Below are 23,597 nucleotides of genomic sequence, written 5' to 3'. Positions count from 1 at the left end.
ATTGAGAAAAAGAATATGCAAACACTCACTGAAATACGTCAGGCCATTCCGGCACTGGATACCGCACGCCAACTTGAAGCTCAGGCCTATATTGATGGCTTGCTAAAACCGGTTGGCAGCTTGGGTCGTTTGGAATCACTGGCGGTGCAGTTGGCAGGGTGTCCGGGGTTAAAAGGCGAGCTTAATACCCGTAAAAAAGCCATGGTTGTAATGTGTGCCGACCATGGTGTCTATGAAGAAGGTATTGCGGTATCGCCCAAAGCAGTGACCTGGATTCAGGCTATTAACATGACTCGCAACAGCACTGGCGTTTGTGTATTGGCACGTCAGGCTGGCGCTCAGGTACATGTAGTCGATACCGGTATCGACTACGATCCTATTCCTGGCCTGGTAGATATGCGGGTGGCGCGGGGGAGTGGCAACATTGCCAAAGAACCGGCAATGACCCGTGAACAGGCGCAAACCTTGCTGGAAAAAAGTATCGCCTTTACCCGCAACCTGGCAGCCGAAGGGGTGACGCTGTTTGGCGTAGGTGAATTGGGGATTGCCAATACCACTCCTGCCGCTGCAGTGGTTAGTGTGTTAACAGGCGCAGACCCAATGGAAACGGTGGGGGTTGGGGCGAACTACCCGCTGGCGAAGTTACAACATAAAGTGGATGTGGTGCGTAAAGCGGTTTATGTAAACCAACCCGATGTGACAGATGGCCTGGATGTGCTTGCCAAAGTGGGCGGGTTCGACTTGCTGGGCATGACAGGGGTAATGCTCGGTGCGGCAAGTTGTGGGTTGCCCGTCGTGCTGGATGGTTTTCTCTCTTATGCATCCGCGTTAGCGGCATGCCGTATTGCGCCGGAAGTGAAACCGTACCTGATCCCGTCGCATTTATCCGCTGAACGTGGTGCGCGTATTGCCTTAAGCCACTTGGGGCTGGACCCGTACCTGGTCATGGATATGCGCCTGGGAGAAGGCAGTGGTGGTGCATTGGCAATGCAATTAGTGGATGCCGCCTGTGCGATGTACAACGAAATGGGCACGCTGGCTGGTAGCGAGATAGTGTTGCCGGAAAGCCATTAACTGTGGGGAAAACTGCCCGCGTATAGCGGGCAGAGTAGTGGTCAGGTTCAGCCTTTTGGCAGAATACCCGGCAAGTCCAGCCCTTTTTCTTGTGCGCAGGCAATAGCTGTTTCATAACCTGCATCGGCATGGCGCATAACGCCGGTTGCCGGGTCATTCCACAAGACACGGCCCAGGCGCACATCGGCGGCCTCGCTACCATCACACACAATCACCACCCCGGCATGCTGGGAGAAGCCCATGCCCACACCACCACCGTGATGCAGGCTGACCCAGGTCGCGCCACCGGCAGTATTGAGCAATGCATTGAGTAACGGCCAGTCGGAAACCGCATCTGAACCATCTTTCATTGACTCTGTTTCGCGGTTAGGGGAAGCAACAGAACCGCAATCCAGATGGTCACGGCCAATCACGATTGGCGCTTTCAGTTCGCCATTACGCACCATCTCGTTAAACGCCAGGCCAGCAATATGGCGCTCACCCAGGCCCAGCCAGCAAATACGTGATGGCAGCCCCTGGAAAGCAATACGTTCACGCGCCATGTCCAGCCAGTTGTGCAGTGCGTGGTTGTCCGGGAACAGTTCTTTCAGTTTGGCATCGGTTTTATAGATATCTTCCGGGTCGCCAGACAGTGCCACCCAGCGGAATGGGCCTTTGCCTTCGCAGAACAGCGGGCGAATATATGCCGGTACAAACCCCGGGAAATCAAAGGCGTTTGCCACCCCTTCATCTTTGGCAACCTGGCGGATGTTATTACCGTAATCCACAGTAGGAACGCCCATATGCCAGAAATCGAGCATCGCTTTAACATGCTCTGCCATGGAAGCACGCGCGGCCTGCATGACTTTTTTGGGGTCAGTTGTGCGTAATTCTTCCCACTCTTCTACTGACCAGCCAATGGGTAAATAACCATTCAGCGGGTCGTGTGCTGAAGTCTGGTCGGTGACAATGTGCGGTTTCGGGCCGCCAGCTTTGGCGCGCTTTACCAACTCCGGTACAACTTCAGCCGCATTACCCAGCAGAGCAACAGAGATGGCATCCCCTTTAGCGGTGGCATCTTCAATCAGTTTCAGCGCTTCATCCAGGGTGTAGGCTTTGTGGTCGACATAGCGGGTGCGCAGGCGGAAATCAATACGTGACTCCTGGCACTCGATAGCCAGTACACAGGCTCCGGCCATCACGCCTGCCAGCGGTTGTGCACCGCCCATACCGCCAAGGCCCGCGGTGAGGATCCATTTACCGCGCAGGCTGCCGTCATAGTGCTGGCGGGCAGCTTCAGCAAAAGTTTCATAGGTGCCCTGAACAATGCCTTGCGCACCAATGTAAATCCAGGAGCCTGCAGTCATTTGGCCGTACATCATCAGCCCGGCTTTATCCAGCTCCTGGAAGTGTTCCCAATTTGCCCAGTGGGGAACCAGGTTACTGTTGGCAATCAGCACGCGGGGGGCATCGGCATGGGTGCGGAAAATCCCTACCGGTTTGCCAGACTGCACCAGCAGCGTTTCGTCTTCTTTCAGGCGGCGCAGGCTGGCAAGAATTTCATCAAAGCATTCCCAGTTACGGGCTGCTTTACCAATACCGCCATAAACTACCAGGTCATCCGGACGCTCAGCAACATCCGGGTCGAGGTTGTTCTGAATCATGCGGTATGGCGCTTCAATCAGCCAGTTAGCGCAATTCAATTGTGTGCCTTGTGGGGCGTGAACCGGGCGGGCAACGGACTGATTGGTTGGTTTGCTCATAATCATTTCCTCTGTCTTTGTATCGCGCAATAACCGCGGATGAAATTCTGTATTAGCCATGTATAGTCTTGTATATACATCTTGATAAAGTATTTAGCAAAAGCCACGCCAGTTTTTTTATTTCTCTGTGTTCAGCTTGTGACAAGGGCCGCAGCTTTATCGCCTGCCTGGTAGTGAATAATTTTGCGCCACAATGATGCGTGGTTGCACAGTTAAGGGGCAGGGGTGTTATGCGCCCACATTATGTGGATGTATATACATCTTTAATAAAGGGGATTACACTCTAATCAACCGGACATTGCAGGGAACCGCTATGACAGAGCAAACCGCTGTATCACAACTGGTCAATGCCATGGGTGACCAACCCGCGCCGATTTATCAGCGAGTGAAGCAGGCGATTATCAGCCAGATTAACGAAGGGGCGTGGAAGCCGCGTCAGCGTGTGCCTTCTGAAAGTGAACTGGTCGCCCGGCTGGGTGTCAGCCGCATGACCATCAACCGTGCGCTGCGTGAACTGACCAGTGAAGGCTATTTGGTGCGCATGCAGGGAGTGGGAACTTTTGTGGCCGAAATGAAAGGCTACACTGCCATGCTGGAAGTGCACAACATTGCCGAAGAAATCACACAGCGTGGGCACCGCCACAGTTGCCGGGTACTTGCCATGAACGAAATACAGGCTGACCCGGCTCAGGCGGCGGTACTTGGCCTGTCGACCGGTCAGGCGATTTTCCATTCGGTAATCGTGCATTACGAGAACGATGTTCCGGTGCAAATGGAAGACCGCCTGGTCAACCCGCTGGTGGCACCCGATTACCTGTCACAAGATTTTATGACACTCACGCCCTATACCTACCTGATGCAGGTGGCACCCTTAACGGCGGGGGAGCATATTGTTGAAGCGATAATGCCCGATACTCCGCAGCGTGAGTTACTGGAAATGAATGCGGCGGAGCCCTGCCTGCTGATTCGCCGCCAAACCTGGAGTGATAACCGCGTGGTCACCTATGCCCGGTTGTTGTATCCGGGCACACGCTACAAACTGTTAGGCCGTTTTAAGGGCCACGGTTAACCTTCCTCAATACTGCAAAACAGTAACTTTCCGCCTGTAGAAACCGGGCGGATAGTGCTGTGTTCGTTGTGCCACCATGCACCCATTCCGGCAACCAGTTTGCTGTCATTGAGTTGCCACTCACCGCTGAGCACCAGACAAACACCATTACGGCTGCATTGTGCGTTTTGCGCTACCTCAACGCTTGCGCTGCAGGCACCCCGCAGGGTCATAATATTAAAATCCTGGCTCTGGCCTGTGATACGTGCAGCACAGGTGCTGTCACCGGAAAAAGCCAGTGGGGTATGTAACGCCAGGGGAATATTTTCACCGTCCACAGTCAGTATCACACCCGCACCTTCAAGCAGGGTGATAACCCGGTCAATGCCACTGAAGCGGGAAAATGGGCCGTCTTTATCCAGTGTGGCAATACTGGCCCGCCACAAAAAGTCGCTCCCTTCTGGCCCGGCAATGGCAATAATCTCGCGGGTTTCCCCACCACCATTGCGCCAGCGCGTTACGGGCAAACTGCCAACTGACCACGTTTGAATCATTGTAGTGCCTCCAGTGCGTTACGGAACCTTGCTGCATAAGTAGCTTCCTGTGGGTGTTGCCCGTTACGAATCACGGCCTGCCCGGCTACCCAGACATCACGAATCTCGCTACGTTGCCCGGCGAATAACCAGCGGTTTATCAGTTGGTCATCCGGGCGGTTTTGCGGCCAGTAGTCGGCATTCAGGCACAGCCAGTCGGCACGCATACCCGGTGCCAGTTGGCCCATTTGAACGCCACAGGCCTGTGCACCACCGATAGCGGCCTGGGTATACAGTACATCTCCCACGCTGGGTGCACCAGGCTCCGCCAGCCGGTTGCGGTGCTGGTCCCGCAGGCGCTGGCTGTATTCCAGCAAGCGTAATTCCTCCAGCACGCTGCGCGAAACCTGGCTGTCGGAACCAATTCCCCACATGCCTTGTTCTGCCAGCCAGTCCGTCGCCGGGAAAATACCATCGCCCAGGTTGGCTTCAGTGGTGGGGCATAACCCGGCCACGGCTCCGGTTGCCGCAAGCTGGGTAATTTCCTGGTTATCCAGGTGGGTGGCATGGACCAAACACCAGCGTTTATCTACCGGCATATTCTCCAGTAACCAGGCAACCGGGCGCGCACCATAGCTTGCCAGGCAGTCATTCACTTCTTTTTGTTGCTCGGCAATATGAATATGCACGGGTGCATCGGTGGGGGTATTTGCCAAAACCTGAGCCATATCTTGTTGTGTCACGGCTCGCAGTGAATGGAAACACACACCCTGGTTGATCAAGGGGTTTCCAGCAGTCAGGGATGACAGGCGCTGGTATTGTTCCAGCCAGTTTTCAGTGCTCTGAATAAAACGGCGTTGCCCTTCAACGGGGGGCTGTGCGCCGAAACCGGCATACCGGTAAAGCACCGGCAGCATGGTCTGCCCAATTCCCGCGGTGGTGGCCGCCTGAATTAATGCCCGCAACATGTCATCTTGCGGGTAAGGGGTGCCATCAGGCTGATGGTGCAGGTAGTGAAATTCACCAACCTGGGTATAACCCCCTTTCAGCATGTCGATATACAACCAGGTGGCGACATCAGCCATCAGTTCCGGAGTCAGGCGGCCAACCAGGTGATACATTGCATCTCGCCAGGTCCAGAAGCTGTCTTGCGGGTTGCCCGCTACTTCGGCATGCCCGGCCATGGCAGCTTGAAAAGCATGAGAGTGCAGGTTGGCCATCCCCGGCACCACCAACCCCTGTAACACGGTTGCGCCATCGCTGTGGCTGCCCGGCGTGACGGCTGTTATCCGCCCGGATTCTGTCTCAATGCGTACTGCTGTGCGCCAGCCTTCGGGCAATAACGCCCGAGAAGCATAAAAACTCGCCATGCTTGATCCCCTGTCTCTGTGGTTGTATATACATATACATACTTTGATTTGTGCTGTATACCCTTCATAGTTCAATTGCAGGTATGTTGCTTGAGCGGGCATCGCCAGTCGCGGGGTGGGGGAAGAAGGAAATTGCTCTATGGCAAACTGGCCGCTGTCTTAATTCGTTACAGATGAATTGAGTACGGTTTTACCTCCCACCGGCAACTTCAATTATGTTGGGCCACTATTACTCAAACTCATCAGGAGGCGGCAAGACGATGTTGCAATGCGAAACCCTGTGGACCGGTGCAGACCTGGTCACCCTCAAAGAGGGGAAGTACCACCTTATCAGGCAAGGGGCGATTGCGGTGGCAAACCAGCGTATTGTCTGGGTGGGTGCGGAAAGTGACGCAGGCCACTGCCAGCCACAACGCGTGGAGCAACTGAACGGTGGGATAATTACGCCAGGCCTGGTTGACTGCCATACTCACCTGGTGTTTGGCGGCGACCGCAGTGGTGAATTTGAGATGCGCCTTAATGGTGCCAGCTATGCTGAAATTGCCGCCAGCGGCGGGGGGATTATTTCCACGGTGAATGCCACGCGCCAGGCCAGCGAAGCGGAGTTATTCGCCTCAGCCCGTGAGCGCCTGCGTTGCCTGCGCCAGGAAGGGGTTACCACGCTGGAAATAAAATCGGGCTATGGGTTGGAAAGTAACAGTGAATTGCGCATGTTAAGGGTGATTCGCCAACTGTCTAAACTGGAGCCTGTTGATATTCAGGCCACTTTTTTAGCGGCTCATGCTGTACCTCCGGAATACCAAAATAATGCAGATGGCTGGATAGATTATATTTGCCAGACATTATTGCCTGCGGCCCATCAGGAAGGGCTGGTGGATGCCGTGGATGGGTTTTGTGAACACCTGGCATTTTCGCCAGAACAAATCACCCGCGTATTTGATACTGCCCGCGGCCTTAATTTGCCGGTTAAACTGCACGCTGAGCAACTCTCCGCTTTGGGGGGAAGCAGCCTGGCGGCACGTTACCAGGCTATTTCTGCCGACCACCTTGAATATGCGACCGAAGACGACGTTATTGCCATGGCACAAAGTGGTACCGTGGCGGTATTGTTGCCTGGTGCTTATTACATGCTGCGTGAAACCCAAATGCCGCCAGTTGAATTATTCCGTAAACATGGCGTACCAATGGCGCTGGCAAGTGATTTAAACCCTGGCACATCACCGGTACTGTCGCTGCGCCTGATGCTTAATATGGCCTGCACGTTATTCCGTATGACACCGGAAGAAGCCCTGGCGGGGGTTACGCTTTGGGGGGCAAAAGCGTTGGGCAAAGATGATGAATGTGGTTCTCTGGAAGCCGGGAAACTGGCGAATTTTGTTCACTGGCCGGTTAAACAACCGGCTGAACTGGCTTACTGGCTTGGCGGGCAATTACCTTGCCAGGTGGTTTACCGTGGAGAAAGTGTATGACACCCTGGTTATTTCATGAAGGTTCCACTCCGCTGCTGATTAGCATGCCTCATGCCGGTACGTCGCTGACGCCGGAAGTTGAAGCCGGGCTGACAGACCGTGCCCGGTTATTACCTGACACCGACTGGCATATTCCGGCACTTTATGCTTTTGCCAGCACAATGGGCGCCAGCATTCTTCAGGCTAATTATTCGCGTTTTGTCGTGGATTTGAACCGCCCGGCAGATGACAAACCACTGTACCAAACGGCAACCACCGGTCTGTTTCCCAACACCTTGTTTGATGGAGAACCCGTATTCCGCGAAGGGCAGGAACCCGATGAAGCGCACCGTGCCTGGTGCCTGGAACAGGTCTGGCAAAGTTATCACCAGCAACTGGCGGATACACTGGCCGCTATCAAAGCCCGTTTTGGTTATGCGCTGTTGTTTGATGCGCATTCTATTGCCTCGGTTATTCCCCGCCTGTTCGATGGGCGTCTGCCAGATCTGAATATAGGCACTAACCAGGGGGCGAGTTGTGCGCCAGCTATTAGCCAGGCGTTGCGGGAGTGCTGTGAAGGCCAGTCGGATTATACCTGGGTAATCAATGGCCGCTTCAAAGGTGGGCATATCACCCGTGCTTTCGGTGACCCTGCTAACCATATTCACGCTGTGCAACTGGAGTTGGCGCAATGTAATTATATGGATGAAACGCCACCGTTCGCCTGGCAGGAGAACCGGGCGACGGCGCTTCAGCAGGTGCTGAAACCCTTGCTGGAAGCCTTTGTTGCCAGTGCCCGTGCAGTGGAAGAGCCACACACCATCTAACCCCGCCAGTATTTTATCGCCTCACTTCCGGTACCGGTGGTGGGGCGCATCTTATGTTGCTTCGTTATGTAATCGCTTTTGTGCTTTGTTATGGTGCGCGTAGTGAGTGCAGGCTGGCACCGGAAATGAAAAAAACCGTACAAATAATGCGTAATACTCCCGCCGAAAATATTGCTCGTTAATATTAAAAAAACTACTCAGCTTGCCTGAGTAGTTTTCCAATTAAAACAAGCCTGATATTTTTCCACTCTTTATAGTGTTATTTTTCTATTATCCAATAGCACGAATTGGGTTACTTCCTTTGGCTTATTCCCGCCCTAACACAAATTGATTATTTGAATTTCTTGTGTTTTATTTAAATGGAGTAAATCGGTTTTTATTGCTTCTTTTTAGAGTTTGCATGCTCAAGGGAGAACACCGCATAGGGTGTTCTTGCAGCGGCTCTTTTCTATTCTGTGTGAGTGAACAATATGGCTCTGCATTATTTGCGTAATGGCATACGTCACATGGCGTATGAGAGGCGTTTGATGTTTGATGCGGCTGCTGTTGCAACGGCGGAGAATACACTCACGCCTGAAAACAGCGATGCCACGACCAACCAGGATACTACGCAGGACTCCACCCACCAGGCCACTGGTGACAGCGACGACCTTGCTCAGGTGGTGGCGAATATTGACACCAGTGCAGAAAAACACCAGGTCTACTTTATTGATGCTTCTGTGCCCGACAAAGAAACACTGATTAATCAAATTCCTGCTGATGCTGAAGTCTATATTCTTGATGCAAATAAAGATGGCCTGAATCAAATAGCTGATATTCTTGCCGGAAAAGAAAATATTGATGCGGTTCACATTATTTCCCACGGTGCCAGTGGCGAAATTGAGTTAGGTAACTCGGTAATTACAGCCGATAACCTTGCTGATTATTCAGCAGCGCTAAATATAATTAATGTAGCGCTTAATAGTTCGGCTGATATATTATTATACGGTTGTAATGTTGGCGATGATAACGGCCTGAATTTATTACAGGCATTATCGGCCTCACTGGATGCCGATGTTGCGGCATCTGATGACACAACAGGGGTAGATGGAGACTGGGTGCTGGAAACTCAGGTGGGTAACGGAACCATAGATACTGCATCACTGGCTCCCACTCACTGGTTGGGAAACCTGCTTATCGGCCTGAATACGCCGCCGGTGGCGGTTGCCGATGTCGCGGTGGTGGATGAAGACGCTACAACGGTTATTAATGTGTTGGCGAATGACACAGACCTGGAAGGCAATGCGCTTACGGTGACCAGTGCATCGGCGTTGTTCGGGCAGGTGACTATTAATGCCAATGGCACGCTGAATTACACGCCAAACGCCAATTTCTTTGGGGTAGATACCATCACCTACATGATTCGGGACAGTGGCGGTTTGTATGCACTGGCTCCTGGCACCGTGGCCGTTACGGTAAACCCGGTCAATGACTTACCCACTATATCCTTACCTGTTATTAACCTATTGCAGGAAGACACGCCGCTGATATTTGCCAGTGCGCTGGGGACACAAATCAGTATTGGCGATATCGATGGCAGTATCGCCCAGGTTTCGCTGTCTGTGCCCGTTGGCACCTTAACACTATCGCAAACCGCTAACCTGAGCTTTAGCCAGGGGGACGGGGTAAACGACAGCCAGATAACCATTAAAGGCAATATTGAAGACATTAATGCGGCACTAAACGGCCTGATCTATACCCCGGACGCAGACTATAACGGCCCGGTAACTATTACCATTGGGTTAACAGACACACTGCTGTCTATCCCCTTAAGTTTTTCTCTGCCCATTGGTATCGCACCGGTGGCGGACATTGTGAATGACACCGTTACCGCCGGAACCGGCGCGCCTGTCAGCTTTAACGTGATGGCGAATGATACCTTCGAAAATATCAATGCAAAGGTAACGTCATACTCCAGCCCGGCACACGGTACAGTAACTATTGATGCCGCAGGCAATGCGATTTACACCCCCAACAGCGGCTACCTGGGCAATGACTCTTTCACATACACCGTAACCAGCAATGGCACCACAGAAACCGCAACTGTCACTATTAATGTGGTTGACCTGAACCATGCGCCTGTTGCCGGGAATGACAGTGCGACAACGGCAGAAGACACAGCGATTACCGTTAATGTACTGGCAAATGATACCGATGCAGATGGTGACACACTGACTATTACTGCCGCCAGTGCCAGTCACGGCACGGTGGTGATTAACGCCAATGGCACGCTCACTTATACCCCGGCGGCGAATTATAACGGTACTGATACCGTCACCTACACCATCAGCGACGGGCATGGCGGTACGGCAACCGGCACCCTGGCGCTGACCGTAACCGCGGTGAATGATAACCCGGTGGCAGTGAACGACAGCGCGACCACCGCCGAAGACACCCCAATTACCGTGAATGTGCTGGCGAACGACAGCGATGTGGATGGCGACAGCTTAACGGTGACTGCCGCCAGTGCCGGGCACGGCACAGTGGTGATCAATGCCAATGGCACGCTCACTTATACCCCGGCGGCGAATTATAACGGTACTGATACTGTCACTTATACGATAAGCGACGGGCATGGTGGTACGGCAACCGGTACCCTGGCGCTGACCGTAACCGCGGTAAATGATAACCCGGTGGCAGCCAACGACAGCGCCACTACCACCGAAGACACCCCAATTACCGTGAATGTGCTGGCGAATGACAGCGATGTGGATGGCGACAGCTTAACGGTGACTGCCGCCAGTGCCGGGCACGGCACGGTGGTGATCAACGCCAATGGCACGCTTACTTATACCCCGGCGGCCAATTACAACGGTACTGATACCGTCACTTACACCATCAGCGACGGTAACGGCGGTACGGCAACCGGCACCCTGGCGCTGACCGTAACCGCGGTGAATGATAACCCGGTGACAGTGAACGACAGCGCGACCACCGCCGAAGACACCCCAATTACCGTGAATGTGCTGGCGAACGACAGCGATGTGGATGGCGACAGCTTAACGGTGACTGCCGCCAGTGCCAGTCACGGCACAGTGGTGATCAACGGCGACGGTACGCTCACTTATACCCCGGCGGCGAATTATAACGGTACTGATACCGTCACCTACACCATCAGCGACGGGCATGGCGGTACGGCAACCGGCACCCTGGCGCTGACCGTAACCGCGGTGAATGACAATCCGGTGGCAGCCAACGACAGCGCGACCACCGCCGAAGACACCCCCATTACCGTGAATGTGCTGGCTAACGACAGCGATGTGGACGGAGACACCCTGGCGGTGACTGCCGCCAGTGCCGGGCATGGCACGGTGGTGATCAATGCCAATGGCACGCTTACTTATACTCCGAATGCCAATTACAACGGTACCGATACCGTCACTTACACCATCAGCGATGGCAACGGCGGTACGGCAACCGGCAACCTGACGGTGAGCGTAACAGCGGTAAATGACAACCCGGTGGCCGCCAACGACAGCGCGACCACCGCCGAAGACACCCCGGTGACCGTGAATGTGCTGGCGAACGACAGCGATGTGGATGGCGACAGCCTGACCGTGAGCAGTGCTAGTGCAGCAAATGGTACCGTGGTGATCAACGCCAACGGCACAATCACTTATACCCCGGCCACGAATTATAATGGCACAGACACGATCACTTATACGGTTAGCGATGGCAATGGCGGTACGGCAACCGCAACGCTTTCCGTTACCGTTACGCCGGTAAATGACGCTCCGGTCGCCGGAACGGTGAGTGCCACAACGGCAGAAGATACCCCGGTCACCGTCAATGTACTGTCAACAGCGACCGATGCGGACGGCGACACCCTGGCGGTAACTGCCGCCAGCGCCGGACACGGTACGGTGGTGATCAACGGCGACGGTACGCTCACCTATACCCCGGCGGCCAATTACAACGGCAGCGACACCATTACTTATACGCTGAGCGACGGCAACGGCGGCACCGTCACCAGCACGGTCGCGATAACTGTCACCGCCGTAAACGACGCCCCGCAGGCCGGAGCAGTTGCGGCGCAGACCACCGCCGAAGACACGCCGGTGACGGTCAATCTGCTGAACAGCGCCAGTGACCCGGACGGCGATACCGTCACCGTCAGCAGTGCCAGTGCCACCAACGGCACGGTGGTGATTAACGGCGACGGCACCGTCACTTATACGCCAGCCGCCAATTACAACGGCAGCGACACCATTACTTATACGCTGAGCGACGGCAACGGCGGCACCGTCACCAGCACCGTATCCGTGACGGTTACGGCAGTGAACGATGCCCCGCTGGCGGGGAGTGTTACCGCGACTACTAATGAAGACACCCCGGTGACAGTGAATGTGCTGGGTGCTGCCTCAGACCCGGACGGCGATACACTGACAGTGACTGCCGCCAGCGCCGGGCACGGCACAGTGGTGATCAACGGCGACGGTACGCTCACCTATACCCCGGCGGCCAATTACAACGGCAGCGACACCATTACTTATACGCTGAGCGACGGCAACGGTGGCACAGCCACCAGCACCGTATCCGTGACGGTTACCGCCGTGAATGACGCCCCGCTGGCCGGGGCGGTTGCGGCGCAGACCACCGCAGAAGACACGCCGGTGACGGTCAATCTCCTGAACAGCGCCAGTGACCCGGACGGCGACACCGTCACCGTCAGTAGTGCCAGTGCGGATCATGGCACCGTGGTGATTAACGGCGACGGCACCGTCACTTATACGCCAGCCGCCAACTACAATGGCAGCGACACCATTACCTACACGCTGAGCGACGGCAACGGCGGCACGGTGACCAGCACCGTTTCCGTGACGGTGACGGCAGTGAATGATGCCCCGCTGGCGGGGAGTGTGACGGCAACAACCGATGAAGACACCCCGGTCACCGTCAATGTACTGGCAACAGCCAGCGATGCGGACGGTGACACCCTGGCGGTCACCGCCGCCAGCGCCGGGCATGGCACAGTGGTGATCAACGGCGACGGGACGCTCACCTATACCCCGGCGGCCAATTACAACGGCAGCGACACCATTACCTATACGCTCAGCGATGGTAACGGTGGCACGGTGACCAGCACCGTCGCAGTGACGGTTACCGCCGTGAATGACGCCCCGCTGGCCGGTACGGTTGCGGCGCAGACCACCGCCGAAGACACGCCGGTGACGGTCAATCTCCTGAACAGCGCCAGTGACCCGGACGGCGATACCGTCACCGTCAGCAGTGCCAGTGCCGCCAACGGCACGGTGTTGATTAACGGCGATGGCACGGTGACTTATACGCCCGCTGCCAATTACAACGGCAGCGACACCATTACTTATACGCTCAGCGACGGTAACGGCGGCACCGTCACCAGCACCGTTTCCGTGACGGTGACGGCAGTGAACGATGCGCCGCTGGCGGGGAATGTGACGGCCACCACCGATGAAGACACCCCGGTCACCGTCAATGTACTGGCAACAGCCACCGATGCGGACGGTGACACCCTGGCAGTAACCGCCGCCAGCGCCGGGCACGGTACGGTGGTGATCAACGGCGACGGCACCGTCACCTATACCCCGGTGGCCAATTACAACGGCAGCGACACTATCAATTACATTATCAGCGATGGTAAAGGCGGCACTGTCAGTGCAACCGTTGCTATCACCGTAAATGCAGTTAACGACACGCCTCTTGCCGGTAACGATGAAGCCACAACAGTCGAAAATGTGCCCGTTATTGTAAATGTTCTGGAGAACGACAGTGACGCTGATGGCGATACACTGACCGTAACCGCTGCCAGTGCAGACCACGGGGTAGTGGTGATTAATCCCGATGGCACGCTGACTTATCAACCAGGACTTAACTTTACCGGCGCCGATACCATAACCTATACGCTGAGTGACGGGCATGGCGGTACCTCGACTGCAACCGGTTTAGTGACTGTTTATGTGAACAGCCAGACCGCGACACCTCCGGTTCCGGTACCAGACAGCGCCATTACCAACGAAGACACCCCGGTTACGGTGGATGTGCTCAGTAACGACACAGACACTGACCCAGGCAGCCTGGTGGTGGAAAGTGCGCAGGCTTTGCATGGTTCAGTCACAATCAATGCCGATGGCACACTCACGTATACCCCAAATGCCAACTACAACGGCACAGATACCATCACTTACCTGGTCAGCAACAGCCAGGGGGCGATGGCAACGGGCGAAGTGTCTGTGGTGATTACACCAGTGAATGACGCGCCAGTAGCTGGCAGTGTTAGCCAGGTGACAGCCGAAGATACCCCGGTGACGTTGGATGTACTCAGTACGGCAAGCGATGTGGAAGGTGACAGCTTAACCGTCACCAGCGCCAGTGCGGCAAATGGTACTGTCATAATCAATGCCGATGGTTCTCTCACTTATACGCCTGCCGCCAACTACAACGGCAGCGACACCATTACCTATACAATCAGCGACGGCAACGGTGGAACAGTGACCGGTACGGTTGCTATGACTGTGACAGCAGTCAACGACGCGCCGCTGGCAAGCAGTGTTCCGGCGCAAACCACCGATGAAGACACGCCGGTCACCGTCAATGTGCTGGCCAGCGCGAGCGACGTGGACGGCGACACACTGGCCGTCACCGCCGCCAGTGCCGGGCATGGCACGGTGGTGATCAACGGTGACGGTACTGTCACTTATACGCCAGCGGCCAACTACAACGGCAGCGACACCATCACTTACACAATCAGTGACGGCAACGGCGGTACGGTGACTGGTACGGTCGCCATCACGGTTACCGCCGTAAACGATGCGCCGCAGGCCGGAACCGTCACACCGCAGACCACCGCAGAAGACACCCCGGTAACGGTGAATGTGCTGGCAGGGGCGACAGACCCGGACGGCGACAGCCTGGCCGTCAGCACTGCCAGTGCGGATCATGGCACGGTGGTGATCAACGGCGACGGCACGGTCACTTATACCCCGGCTGCCAATTACAACGGCAGCGACACCATCACGTATACGCTCAGCGACGGCAACGGCGGCACGGTGACCAGTACGGTTGCCATCACAGTTACTGCCGTAAACGACGCACCGCTGGCCGGAACCGTCACACCACAAACTACCGCGGAAGACACCCCGGTGACGGTGAATGTGCTGGCAGGCGCGACGGACCCGGATGGCGACACACTGGCCGTCACTGCCGCCAGCGCCGGGCACGGCACGGTGGTGATTAACGGCGACGGCACGGTGACTTATACGCCCGCGGCCAACTACAACGGCAGCGATACCATCACTTACACAATCAGCGACGGCAAGGGTGGCACGGTCACCAGTACGGTCGCGATAACTGTCACCGCCGTAAACGATGCCCCACTGGCAGGCACTGTCTCACCTCAAACCACCGCCGAAGACACGCCGGTGACGGTGAATGTGCTGTCCGGGGCGAGCGACGCGGACGGCGACAGCCTGGCTGTCAGCACTGCCAGTGCGGATCATGGCACGGTGGTGATTAACGGCGACGGCACGGTGACCTATACCCCGGCAGCCAACTACAACGGCAGCGACACCATTACCTACACAATCAGTGACGGTAACGGCGGCACCGTCACCAGCACGATCGCGATAACGGTTACCGCAGTTAACGATGCCCCGCTGGCGGGTACTGTCTCACCTCAAACCACCGATGAAGACACCCCGGTGACGGTGAATGTACTGGCCGGGGCGACGGACCCGGATGGCGACACACTGGCCGTGACTGCCGCGACTGCCGGGCACGGAACAGTCACCATTAACGGCGACGGCACGGTGACCTATACCCCGGCAGCCAATTACAACGGCAGCGACACCATCACTTACACAATCAGTGACGGCAAGGGCGGTACGGTGACCAGCACCGTTGCGGTGACCATTACCGCAGTCAACGACGCACCGCTGGCCGGAACCGTAACACCACAGACCACCGCCGAAGACACCCCGGTGACCGTCAATGTACTGGCAGACGCGACAGACCCGGACGGCGACAGCCTGGCCGTCAGCACCGCCAGTGCGGATCATGGCACGGTGGTGATTAATGGCGACGGTACCGTCACCTATACGCCAGCGGCCAATTACAACGGCAGCGACACCATTACCTATACGCTCAGTGACGGCAATGGCGGCACCGTCACCAGCACCGTGGCAGTGACGGTTACCGCTGTGAATGACGCCCCGCTGGCCGGGGCGGTTGCGGCGCAGACCACCGCGGAAGACACCCCGGTGACGGTGAATGTGCTGGCAGGCGCGAGCGACCCGGACGGCGACACTCTGGCAGTCACTGCCGCCAGCGCCGGGCACGGCACGGTGGTGATTAACGGCGACGGCACGGTGACTTATACGCCCGCGGCCAACTACAACGGCAGCGACACCATTACGTATACGCTCAGCGACGGCAAGGGTGGTACGGTGACTGGTACGGTTGCCATCACGGTGACTGCCGTAAACGATGCGCCGCTGGCCGGGAGCGTCACACCGCAGACCACTGCCGAAGACACCCCGGTAACGGTGAATGTGCTGGTGGGGGCGACTGATCCGGACGGCGACAGCCTGGCTGTCAGCACCGCCAGTGCAGATCATGGCACGGTGGTGATTAATGGCGACGGTACCGTCACCTATACCCCGGCCGCCAATTACAACGGCAGCGACACCATTACCTATACGCTCAGTGACGGCAATGGCGGCACCGTCACCAGCACCGTGGCAGTGACGGTTACCGCTGTGAATGACGCCCCACTGGCAGGCACTGTCACACCACAAACCACCGCCGAAGACACCCCGGTGGCGGTGAATGTGCTGGCAGGCGCGAGCGACCCGGACGGCGACACTCTGGCAGTCACTGCCGCCAGCGCCGGGCACGGCACGGTGGTGATTAACGGCGACGGCACGGTGACTTATACGCCCGCGGCCAACTACAACGGCAGCGATACCATCACTTACACAATCAGCGACGGCAAGGGTGGCACGGTCACCAGTACGGTCGCGATAACTGTCACCGCCGTAAACGATGCCCCACTGGCAGGTTCAGTCACACCGCAGACCACCGCCGAAGATACGCCCGTTACAGTGAATGTGCTGTCAGGCGCGACGGACCCGGACGGCGACAGCCTGGCTGTCAGCACTGCCAGTGCGGATCATGGCACGGTGGTGATTAACGGCGACGGCACGGTCACCTATACGCCAGCGGCCAATTACAACGGCAGCGACACCATTACGTATACGCTCAGCGACGGCAACGGCGGCACGGTCACCAGTACGGTCGCGATAACTGTCACCGCCGTAAACGATGCACCGCTGGCAGGTACTGTCACGGCGCAGACCACCGCGGAAGACACCCCGGTAACGGTGAATGTGCTGTCAGGCGCGACGGATCCGGACGGCGACAGCTTAACCGTCAGCAGCATCAGTGCAGACCACGGAACAGTAGTGATTAACGGCGACGGCACCGTCACCTATACCCCGGCCGCCAATTACAACGGCAGCGATACTATCACTTACACGATCAGTGACGGGCAGGGTGGTACCGTCACCAGCACGGTCACGATAACTGTCACCGCTGTGAACGACGCACCGCTGGCGGGCACCATAGCACCGCAGACCACCGCCGAAGACACGCCTGTGACCGTCAATGTTCTGGCAGGCGCGAGCGATCCGGACGGCGACAGCTTAACCGTCAGCACCGCCAGCGCGAACCACGGCACAGTTACCATTAACGGCGACGGCACCGTCACCTACACGCCTGCCGCCAACTACAACGGCAGCGACACCATTACGTATACGCTCAGTGACGGTAACGGCGGCACGGTAACCAGTACCATTGCTATCACCGTGACGGCAGTAAACGATGCCCCACAGGCAGGCACTGTTGCCCCACAAACAACACCAGAAGATACACCGCTGACCATCAATGTACTGGCTGCAGCCAGCGACCAGGATGGCGATACGCTGTCAGTCACTGCTGCAACCGCGGCTCATGGTAGTGTGGTGATTAACCCGGACGGAACACTGACCTATACCCCGAACGCGAATTACAACGGTAACGATACACTGACCTGGATAGTGAACGACGGGCATGGTGGGCTGGCTACCGGCACAGCCGCAATTGTGGTGACAGCAGTCAATGATGCACCGGTCGCCGGTAGCGGCCAGGCAACTACCAGTGAAGGCCAGCCTGTCATTCTGGATCTTTTGAGTTATGGCAGCGATGTGGATGGCGATACCCTGGCACTTGCCAGTGTGGCGGTTTCCCACGGTTCTGTTGTTCTCAACCCGGATGGCACTATCACTTACACCCCTGACGCCGGGTTTAACGGTACCGACACGGTGACCTGGACAGTAAGCGACGGGCAGGGCGGCACCAGTACCGGCACACTGGCGCTGGTTGTCACCCCAATTAACCACCCTCCAGTGCCCGGCAATGGCGCGGCAGTCACCCAGGAAGATACGCCATTAACCGTGGATGTACTGGCAGGCAGCAGCGACCCGGATGGGGATGCACTGGTGGTGGTCGCCGCTTCGGCTGCCCATGGTGTGGTAACCATCAACCCCGATGGCACCATCACTTACACCCCGAATGCCAACTATAACGGCAACGATACCGTGACCTGGATACTCGGAGACGGCCAGGGGGGAAGTGCTACCGGGAACCTGGCTATTACGGTAACGCCAGTCAACGATAACCCCGTGACAGGCAACCTCAGCGGTACCACGGCGGAAGACACGCCTGTCACTGTGAATGTGCTGGGTGCAGCCAGTGATGTAGATGGCGACGTGCTGAGTGTCACTACAGCTAATGCAGGCAACGGTACAGTGACGATTAACCCCGATGGCACGTTAACCTACCGGCCAGCCCCCAACTTTAATGGCACCGACACCCTGAGCTGGATGGTCAGTGATGGCAAAGGGGGGTTTGCAGCAGGTTCTATGGTGATGGTCGTCACCCCGGTTAATGACCAGCCGCAAACTCAACCGGATAGCGCATCCACCCAGCAAAATACCCCGGTGACCGTGAATGTACTGGCAAATGACCAGGACCCGGATGGTGACCGGGTGGCGGTGACCAGTGCCTCAGCCGGTAATGGCACGGTTTCTTTGAATGCCAATGGCTCGCTCACCTATACCCCGAACACAGGTTTCAGCGGAACGGATACCGTGTCTTACCAGGTCAGTGATGGCAATGGCGGGCTGGCGACGGGTGTATTGACGGTTCAGGTGGCGCCGTTGCCTGTCAGCCCCATAGGGCCGGGCACCACGCCTCCTGGCGGTAATAACACGGATACCGGTAATAACAGCGATACCGGTAATAACAATACTGGCAACGCCAGTACCACAACATTTTTTGTGCCTGGTGACGATGGTTTTCGCCCACCGGAACAAGGGCCGGGCATCAGCCCACCCGATTTCTCCCTTACGGTTAGGCAATATGACCCGGTGTTACTGGATGCGGTCAATGCCATTAAAGGCCTTGGCGGAAATGCACAACTGTTCGGTAGCGCACCAGGTAGCCAGGCCGTAGCTGGAGTGCAGTCCTTAGGGTTATTCAGCGGCCTGGATACCAATTCAAATGAAGTTATTCGCCAAATGGTTAGCCGTTTTGATGTGCCAGAGATTTTTTCACCGCAGCCGCTGGGCGGTAATGACGCGCTGGCCGGGTTTGGTAACCCTGAAGCTGACAATCTGTTTGCATCGGCATTACCGGAGCCAACGGCCACCGACCAGATACAGGCCATTGTTTCCCGTGAAGAACTGGCATTGAGGGCACTGATTCGCGCATTAAGTTAATGGTGGCAAATGGTGACAATAACACAACGTGTAAGTCTGGTTTTGGCAGGGATAACGCTCATGCTTTCTGGATGTACGGTAACTGAAAAACCCATTGATTCCGATGCACAGGCCTGGCGTGCTTATGACCGGATCAATGAATTGGTGGGGAGCAATGAACCGGTTCGTGGCCCAATTTCGTTGTATGAAGCCATGGCCAGGGCACTGAAATATAACCTCGACCAGCGTATCGAACTGATGGATGAAGCATGGAAAAAGAAACTGAGTGATGTCAGTGAGTTGGGCATGATGCCTGCTTTTGATGTCGGTGGTGGACGAAACTGGCGTAACAACTATTCAGGCTCCAGTAGCCGTTCGTTGCTGGATGGTACCGAATCGCTCCAGTCTTCAACCTCGTCCGACCGCCAGACCTGGAACGGCGAGCTGTCGGCCAGTTGGGATATCCTGGATTTTGGGCTTTCCTGGGTGCAGAGCAAGCAAAACATTGATGAGCAATATATTGCCCAGGAACGGCGGCGCAAAGTGATCAGCCGGATTCTGGAGGATGTGCGAACAGCATACTGGCGAGCGGTGAGTGCCGACCGTACCCATGAAAAGCTCATCAAACTTGAGGCTATGGCGCAAAAAGCACTGTGGCAGGCCGCGCAACTGGAAAAACGGCGCAATGTCGCGCCACTGAGCGTGCTGAATTACCAGCATGATTTACTGGAAATTCAGGCCAATGTGCAGCGCATGCAACGCGAGCTGTTTTTTGCCAAAAAACAACTTGCCGCACTGATCAACCTGAAACCGGAAACCCCGTTCAAACTGGTGTTACCGGACCGAACCGCCGTGGTGCCAGAGCTACCCGGTTCGGCGGAACAAATGATTCTGATTGGCCTGAAATACCGCTCGGAACTGCGTGAGTCAAGTTACCGCAAGCGCATTAACGAACGTGAACTAGATAAAGTGTTGCTGAAAAACCTGCCGTCGTTTAAGGCGCTGTTGGGCCTAAGCTACGACAGTAACAGTTATTTGTATAACAACACCTGGACCAATTTTTCCAGTTCAGTGAGCTGGAATTTAATGAGCCTGTTCCGCTACCCAATGGAACGTGATGCGGTTCATGCAGAAGCAGGGTTAATTCAGGCGCGGGAGGATGCGCTGGTCATGGCGATTCTGACCCAGATTTATGTCGCACGGGCGCGTTTTATCCGCCTGTCTCAGGAACTGAATACCGTTCGCCAGGGCCATGAAGTACAGGAGCGTATTTTAACGCTCACTGAAGCCGGGTTTAAAGGCCGCATGATTAGCCAGAAAGACCTGGTACAGGTGGAAATGAAATCCATTCTGGATGAAGTGCGTTATGACACCGCCTACGCCGATTTACAAAATGCCTATGCGAATTTATACGCATCAATGGGTATCGACAGCTTTGATTTGGGTAATACCGATAAAGAATCTGTAGCAATGATTGCTGGCAAATTGCAGGAGTACTGGACAGAAGAAATCACGACCCTTCCGCAACTGGTCAGGGAGGAGGGCGAAAAACAATGAAAAAGATGATTGGGTATTGCGCATTTCTGGGAATCGCTGGCCTGGCGGGTATGGCGACATCGGGTTTTGCCTGGGCGGAAACCCACCAGGCGCAGGGTATTTTGCGGGCGGTGCACGATGCCACGCTGTCTTCTGAACTGGCTGCGCAAATCGAACAGATTCCTTACCGGGAAGGGATGGCATTCCGCCAGGGCGACTTACTGGTCAGTTTTAACTGTGCTCTACCGCGTGCTGAAGCCGAAGCTGCACGCCAGGAGGTCAGGGTGAAAAAAAGTGCCTGGGACACCAATATCGAACTGGATAAATTCCAGTCCGTGGGCCGTTACGACCTGATTGCCTCTGAAGGGGAATATCGCAAAGCGCTGGCCCGGTCAAAAAGCCTGGAAATCCAGGTGAGTTATTGTGAAATCCGTGCGCCCTTTGACGGCCAGGTACAGGCACTGAAAGTAGCGCCCTGGGAAGCCGTTTCCGCCGGGCAGGCTTTGTTGACCATTGTTGACCCAGGTGAACTCGAACTTAATATCATTGTGCCTTCAGGCTGGCTCACCTGGCTGCATCCAGGGAGTGAGTTTACCTTTGAAGCGCAGGAAAGCCATAGTTCCAGCGCCGGGCATATTACGCGCGTTCTGCCGCAAATTGATGCCGTGAGTAAAACCGTCAAAGTAATTGGTGTGCTGGATACCGAATACGGTGCCAGCGTGCAGTTTGCGCCGGGGATGAGTGGCCAGGTTGTATTCACTGAGAAGGAGGCGGCTCATGATTAATATGCGCCAGAAGGTGGAACAACTACATCCAAACAAACCTGATAATGGCAGGCAAACCGCAAAAGACAACCCGGCCAGCCCGTCACAACAACACACTCCAGCCAACCAGGGGCTGGCGTTACAGGCACTCAAACTCCTGCAGTTTGAAGAGGCTATTCGCAAGTTGCCCGACACGCCTTCTTTGCTGGTGCACCTGGTGAACGCTTCCCGGCAATTGCTGCCCTTTGAACAGGCTATGGTTTGCCAGCGCCATCGTTTTAGTGGCCGGTTGAAAATTATCCAGGTTTCCGATATCTCCCATGCAGACCGCAAATCCCCTTTACTACTGGCAATGGAGCAATACTTGCACCTGCGTGGTAAGGCGTTGCAGCAAGAGCATGTTTTCACTCTGGCGGAAAGCGACCAGCCCTTATTAAAAAACCACGCGCTGCCTTACGGAATGTGGATGCCGCTTGGCCAGAACGGCCAGGTGGAGGCCGGATTGATTTGCCTGCGCAGCCAGCAGCCATTTTTACCTGCGGAACTCTCACTGGCGCAACGCCTGGCCGGGACTTATACCCACGCCTGGCTGGCACTGGAAGGCAAACGCAGCCTGGCAACCGGGTCGCATCGATTCAAACCGTTGCTCTGGGTAGTACCGTTGGTACTGATTGCCTGCGGGTTTATTCCTGTACCGCTCAGTGTGGTAGCACCAGTAGAAGTGGTTGCCAGCGACCCATGGCGACTGACAGCCCCAATAGAAGGGGTGGTGCGCCAAATTCGCGTAGAACCTAACAGCCCGGTAAAACAAGGCGATGCGCTGCTCCAGTTTGAAGACTTAAAACCCTATAACGAAATGGTGGTTGCCGGGCGCAAACTGGCGGTGGCCGAGGCACGTAGTGAACAGGTGAACAGCGCCGCCTTTGATGACCCGGATGCTCGGGCAGAAATGGCGATAGCCGGTACTGAATATCAACTGGCGAAGGTGAACTACCAGTATATGTCTGATGTGTACCAGCGCACTCAGGTGACTTCGCCAGTGAACGGCGTGGCGATTTTCACTAATAAACGGGAGTGGGAAGGCAAACCAGTGCGGGTAGGGGAGGAAATTATGCAAATCGCGGATCCTCAGCGCATCCAGTTCCGTATCGACCTGCCTCTGAAAGATAATATCCCGCTGAAACAAGGTGGTGATGTCACGCTGTTTCTCGACAGTTCACCAATGAAAGCCTGGCACGCCTCACTGAGCAGTTACAGTTATACCCCGCAAACCACAGCAGAAGGTATCAGCAGCTATGTTCTGCTGGCAGACCTGCAGCCCGGTGAAGGCTACCCGCGTATAGGTGCCAGGGGAACCGCTCGTGTTTACAGCGAAACCGTACCACTCTGGTTCCAGCTTTTACGCCGCCCCATCGCCTGGGTGCGCCAGCATACGGGAGTGTAGC

Annotated in this window: 11 protein-coding genes; 8 read left to right on the top strand and 3 right to left on the bottom strand. The window is 56.0% G+C overall.

What is annotated here, in order from left to right:
• Positions 1-15: 15 nt before the first annotated feature.
• Entirely contained in the window at positions 16-1,074 is a 1,059-nt protein-coding gene (gene cobT, locus LC084_RS09640) for a nicotinate-nucleotide--dimethylbenzimidazole phosphoribosyltransferase (RefSeq protein ID WP_226570925.1), read from the top strand.
• Positions 1,075-1,121: 47 nt separating this feature from the next.
• Here the strand turns inward: cobT and hutU are convergent, their stop codons facing one another.
• A complete protein-coding gene (hutU, locus tag LC084_RS09635; RefSeq protein ID WP_226570924.1) occupies positions 1,122-2,816 on the bottom strand; it encodes a urocanate hydratase in 1,695 nt (564 codons plus the stop codon).
• A 313-nt stretch (positions 2,817-3,129) separates the two neighbouring features.
• Here hutU and hutC point away from each other — a divergent pair, with 313 nt between their 5' ends.
• The gene (gene hutC / locus LC084_RS09630) at positions 3,130-3,885 is read left to right on the top strand and encodes a histidine utilization repressor (RefSeq protein ID WP_226570923.1); all 756 of its coding nucleotides are present in this window, start codon (positions 3,130-3,132) and stop codon (positions 3,883-3,885) included.
• Here the strand turns inward: hutC and LC084_RS09625 are convergent.
• Both LC084_RS09625 and LC084_RS09620 read right to left on the bottom strand, forming a co-directional pair.
• On the bottom strand, positions 3,882-4,418 hold the full coding sequence (locus LC084_RS09625) for a HutD/Ves family protein (protein ID WP_226570922.1): 537 nt from the start codon (positions 4,416-4,418) through the stop codon (positions 3,882-3,884). The genes hutC and LC084_RS09625 overlap by 4 nt on opposite strands.
• A complete protein-coding gene (locus LC084_RS09620) occupies positions 4,415-5,767 on the bottom strand; it encodes a formimidoylglutamate deiminase (protein WP_226570921.1) in 1,353 nt (450 codons plus the stop codon). The genes LC084_RS09625 and LC084_RS09620 overlap by 4 nt, the downstream gene beginning before the upstream one ends.
• Positions 5,768-6,027: 260 nt before the next feature.
• Between LC084_RS09620 and hutI the strand changes: the two genes are divergently transcribed.
• The 6 genes from hutI to LC084_RS09590 all read left to right on the top strand — a co-directional run bounded on the left by hutI (position 6,028) and on the right by LC084_RS09590 (position 23,596).
• A complete protein-coding gene (gene hutI, locus LC084_RS09615; RefSeq protein WP_226570920.1) occupies positions 6,028-7,236 on the top strand; it encodes an imidazolonepropionase in 1,209 nt (402 codons plus the stop codon).
• Positions 7,233-8,042 carry an N-formylglutamate deformylase gene (gene hutG, locus LC084_RS09610; protein ID WP_226570919.1) on the top strand — a complete coding sequence of 270 codons (810 nt, stop codon included), beginning with the start codon at positions 7,233-7,235 and terminating at the stop codon, positions 8,040-8,042. Before hutI ends, hutG begins: the two co-directional genes overlap by 4 nt.
• 527 nt (positions 8,043-8,569) lie before the next feature.
• Positions 8,570-19,873, top strand: a complete 11,304-nt coding sequence (locus LC084_RS09605; protein WP_226570918.1) for a cadherin-like domain-containing protein — start codon at positions 8,570-8,572, stop codon at positions 19,871-19,873.
• A gap of 9 nt (positions 19,874-19,882) precedes the next feature.
• Complete coding sequence (locus LC084_RS09600; protein ID WP_226570917.1) at positions 19,883-21,409, top strand: TolC family protein; 1,527 nt, start codon at positions 19,883-19,885, stop codon at positions 21,407-21,409.
• On the top strand, positions 21,406-22,173 hold the full coding sequence (locus LC084_RS09595) for an efflux RND transporter periplasmic adaptor subunit (protein ID WP_226570916.1): 768 nt from the start codon (positions 21,406-21,408) through the stop codon (positions 22,171-22,173). Before LC084_RS09600 ends, LC084_RS09595 begins: the two co-directional genes overlap by 4 nt.
• Positions 22,166-23,596: an efflux RND transporter periplasmic adaptor subunit gene (locus LC084_RS09590; RefSeq protein ID WP_226570915.1), complete on the top strand. Its 1,431-nt coding sequence runs from the start codon at positions 22,166-22,168 to the stop codon at positions 23,594-23,596. Before LC084_RS09595 ends, LC084_RS09590 begins: the two co-directional genes overlap by 8 nt.
• Position 23,597 lies beyond the last annotated feature (1 nt).

The organism is Mangrovibacter yixingensis, from assembly GCF_020523985.1.
Classification (GTDB): Bacteria; Pseudomonadota; Gammaproteobacteria; order Enterobacterales; family Enterobacteriaceae; genus Mangrovibacter; species Mangrovibacter yixingensis.
Note: the sequence above shows the minus strand (reverse complement) of the source record. Positions and strands in the feature narration are given on the sequence as shown.

What these genes read in the sequence shown, in the direction of transcription:
- cobT (WP_226570925.1), top strand. Translation starts at nt 16, where the DNA reads ATGCAAACACTCACTGAAATACGTCAGGCCATTCCGGCACTGGATACC.
- hutU (WP_226570924.1), bottom strand. Translation starts at nt 2,816, where the DNA reads ATGAGCAAACCAACCAATCAGTCCGTTGCCCGCCCGGTTCACGCCCCA.
- hutC (WP_226570923.1), top strand. Translation starts at nt 3,130, where the DNA reads ATGACAGAGCAAACCGCTGTATCACAACTGGTCAATGCCATGGGTGAC.
- LC084_RS09625 (WP_226570922.1), bottom strand. Translation starts at nt 4,418, where the DNA reads ATGATTCAAACGTGGTCAGTTGGCAGTTTGCCCGTAACGCGCTGGCGC.
- LC084_RS09620 (WP_226570921.1), bottom strand. Translation starts at nt 5,767, where the DNA reads ATGGCGAGTTTTTATGCTTCTCGGGCGTTATTGCCCGAAGGCTGGCGC.
- hutI (WP_226570920.1), top strand. Translation starts at nt 6,028, where the DNA reads ATGTTGCAATGCGAAACCCTGTGGACCGGTGCAGACCTGGTCACCCTC.
- hutG (WP_226570919.1), top strand. Translation starts at nt 7,233, where the DNA reads ATGACACCCTGGTTATTTCATGAAGGTTCCACTCCGCTGCTGATTAGC.
- LC084_RS09605 (WP_226570918.1), top strand. Translation starts at nt 8,570, where the DNA reads ATGTTTGATGCGGCTGCTGTTGCAACGGCGGAGAATACACTCACGCCT.
- LC084_RS09600 (WP_226570917.1), top strand. Translation starts at nt 19,883, where the DNA reads ATGGTGACAATAACACAACGTGTAAGTCTGGTTTTGGCAGGGATAACG.
- LC084_RS09595 (WP_226570916.1), top strand. Translation starts at nt 21,406, where the DNA reads ATGAAAAAGATGATTGGGTATTGCGCATTTCTGGGAATCGCTGGCCTG.
- LC084_RS09590 (WP_226570915.1), top strand. Translation starts at nt 22,166, where the DNA reads ATGATTAATATGCGCCAGAAGGTGGAACAACTACATCCAAACAAACCT.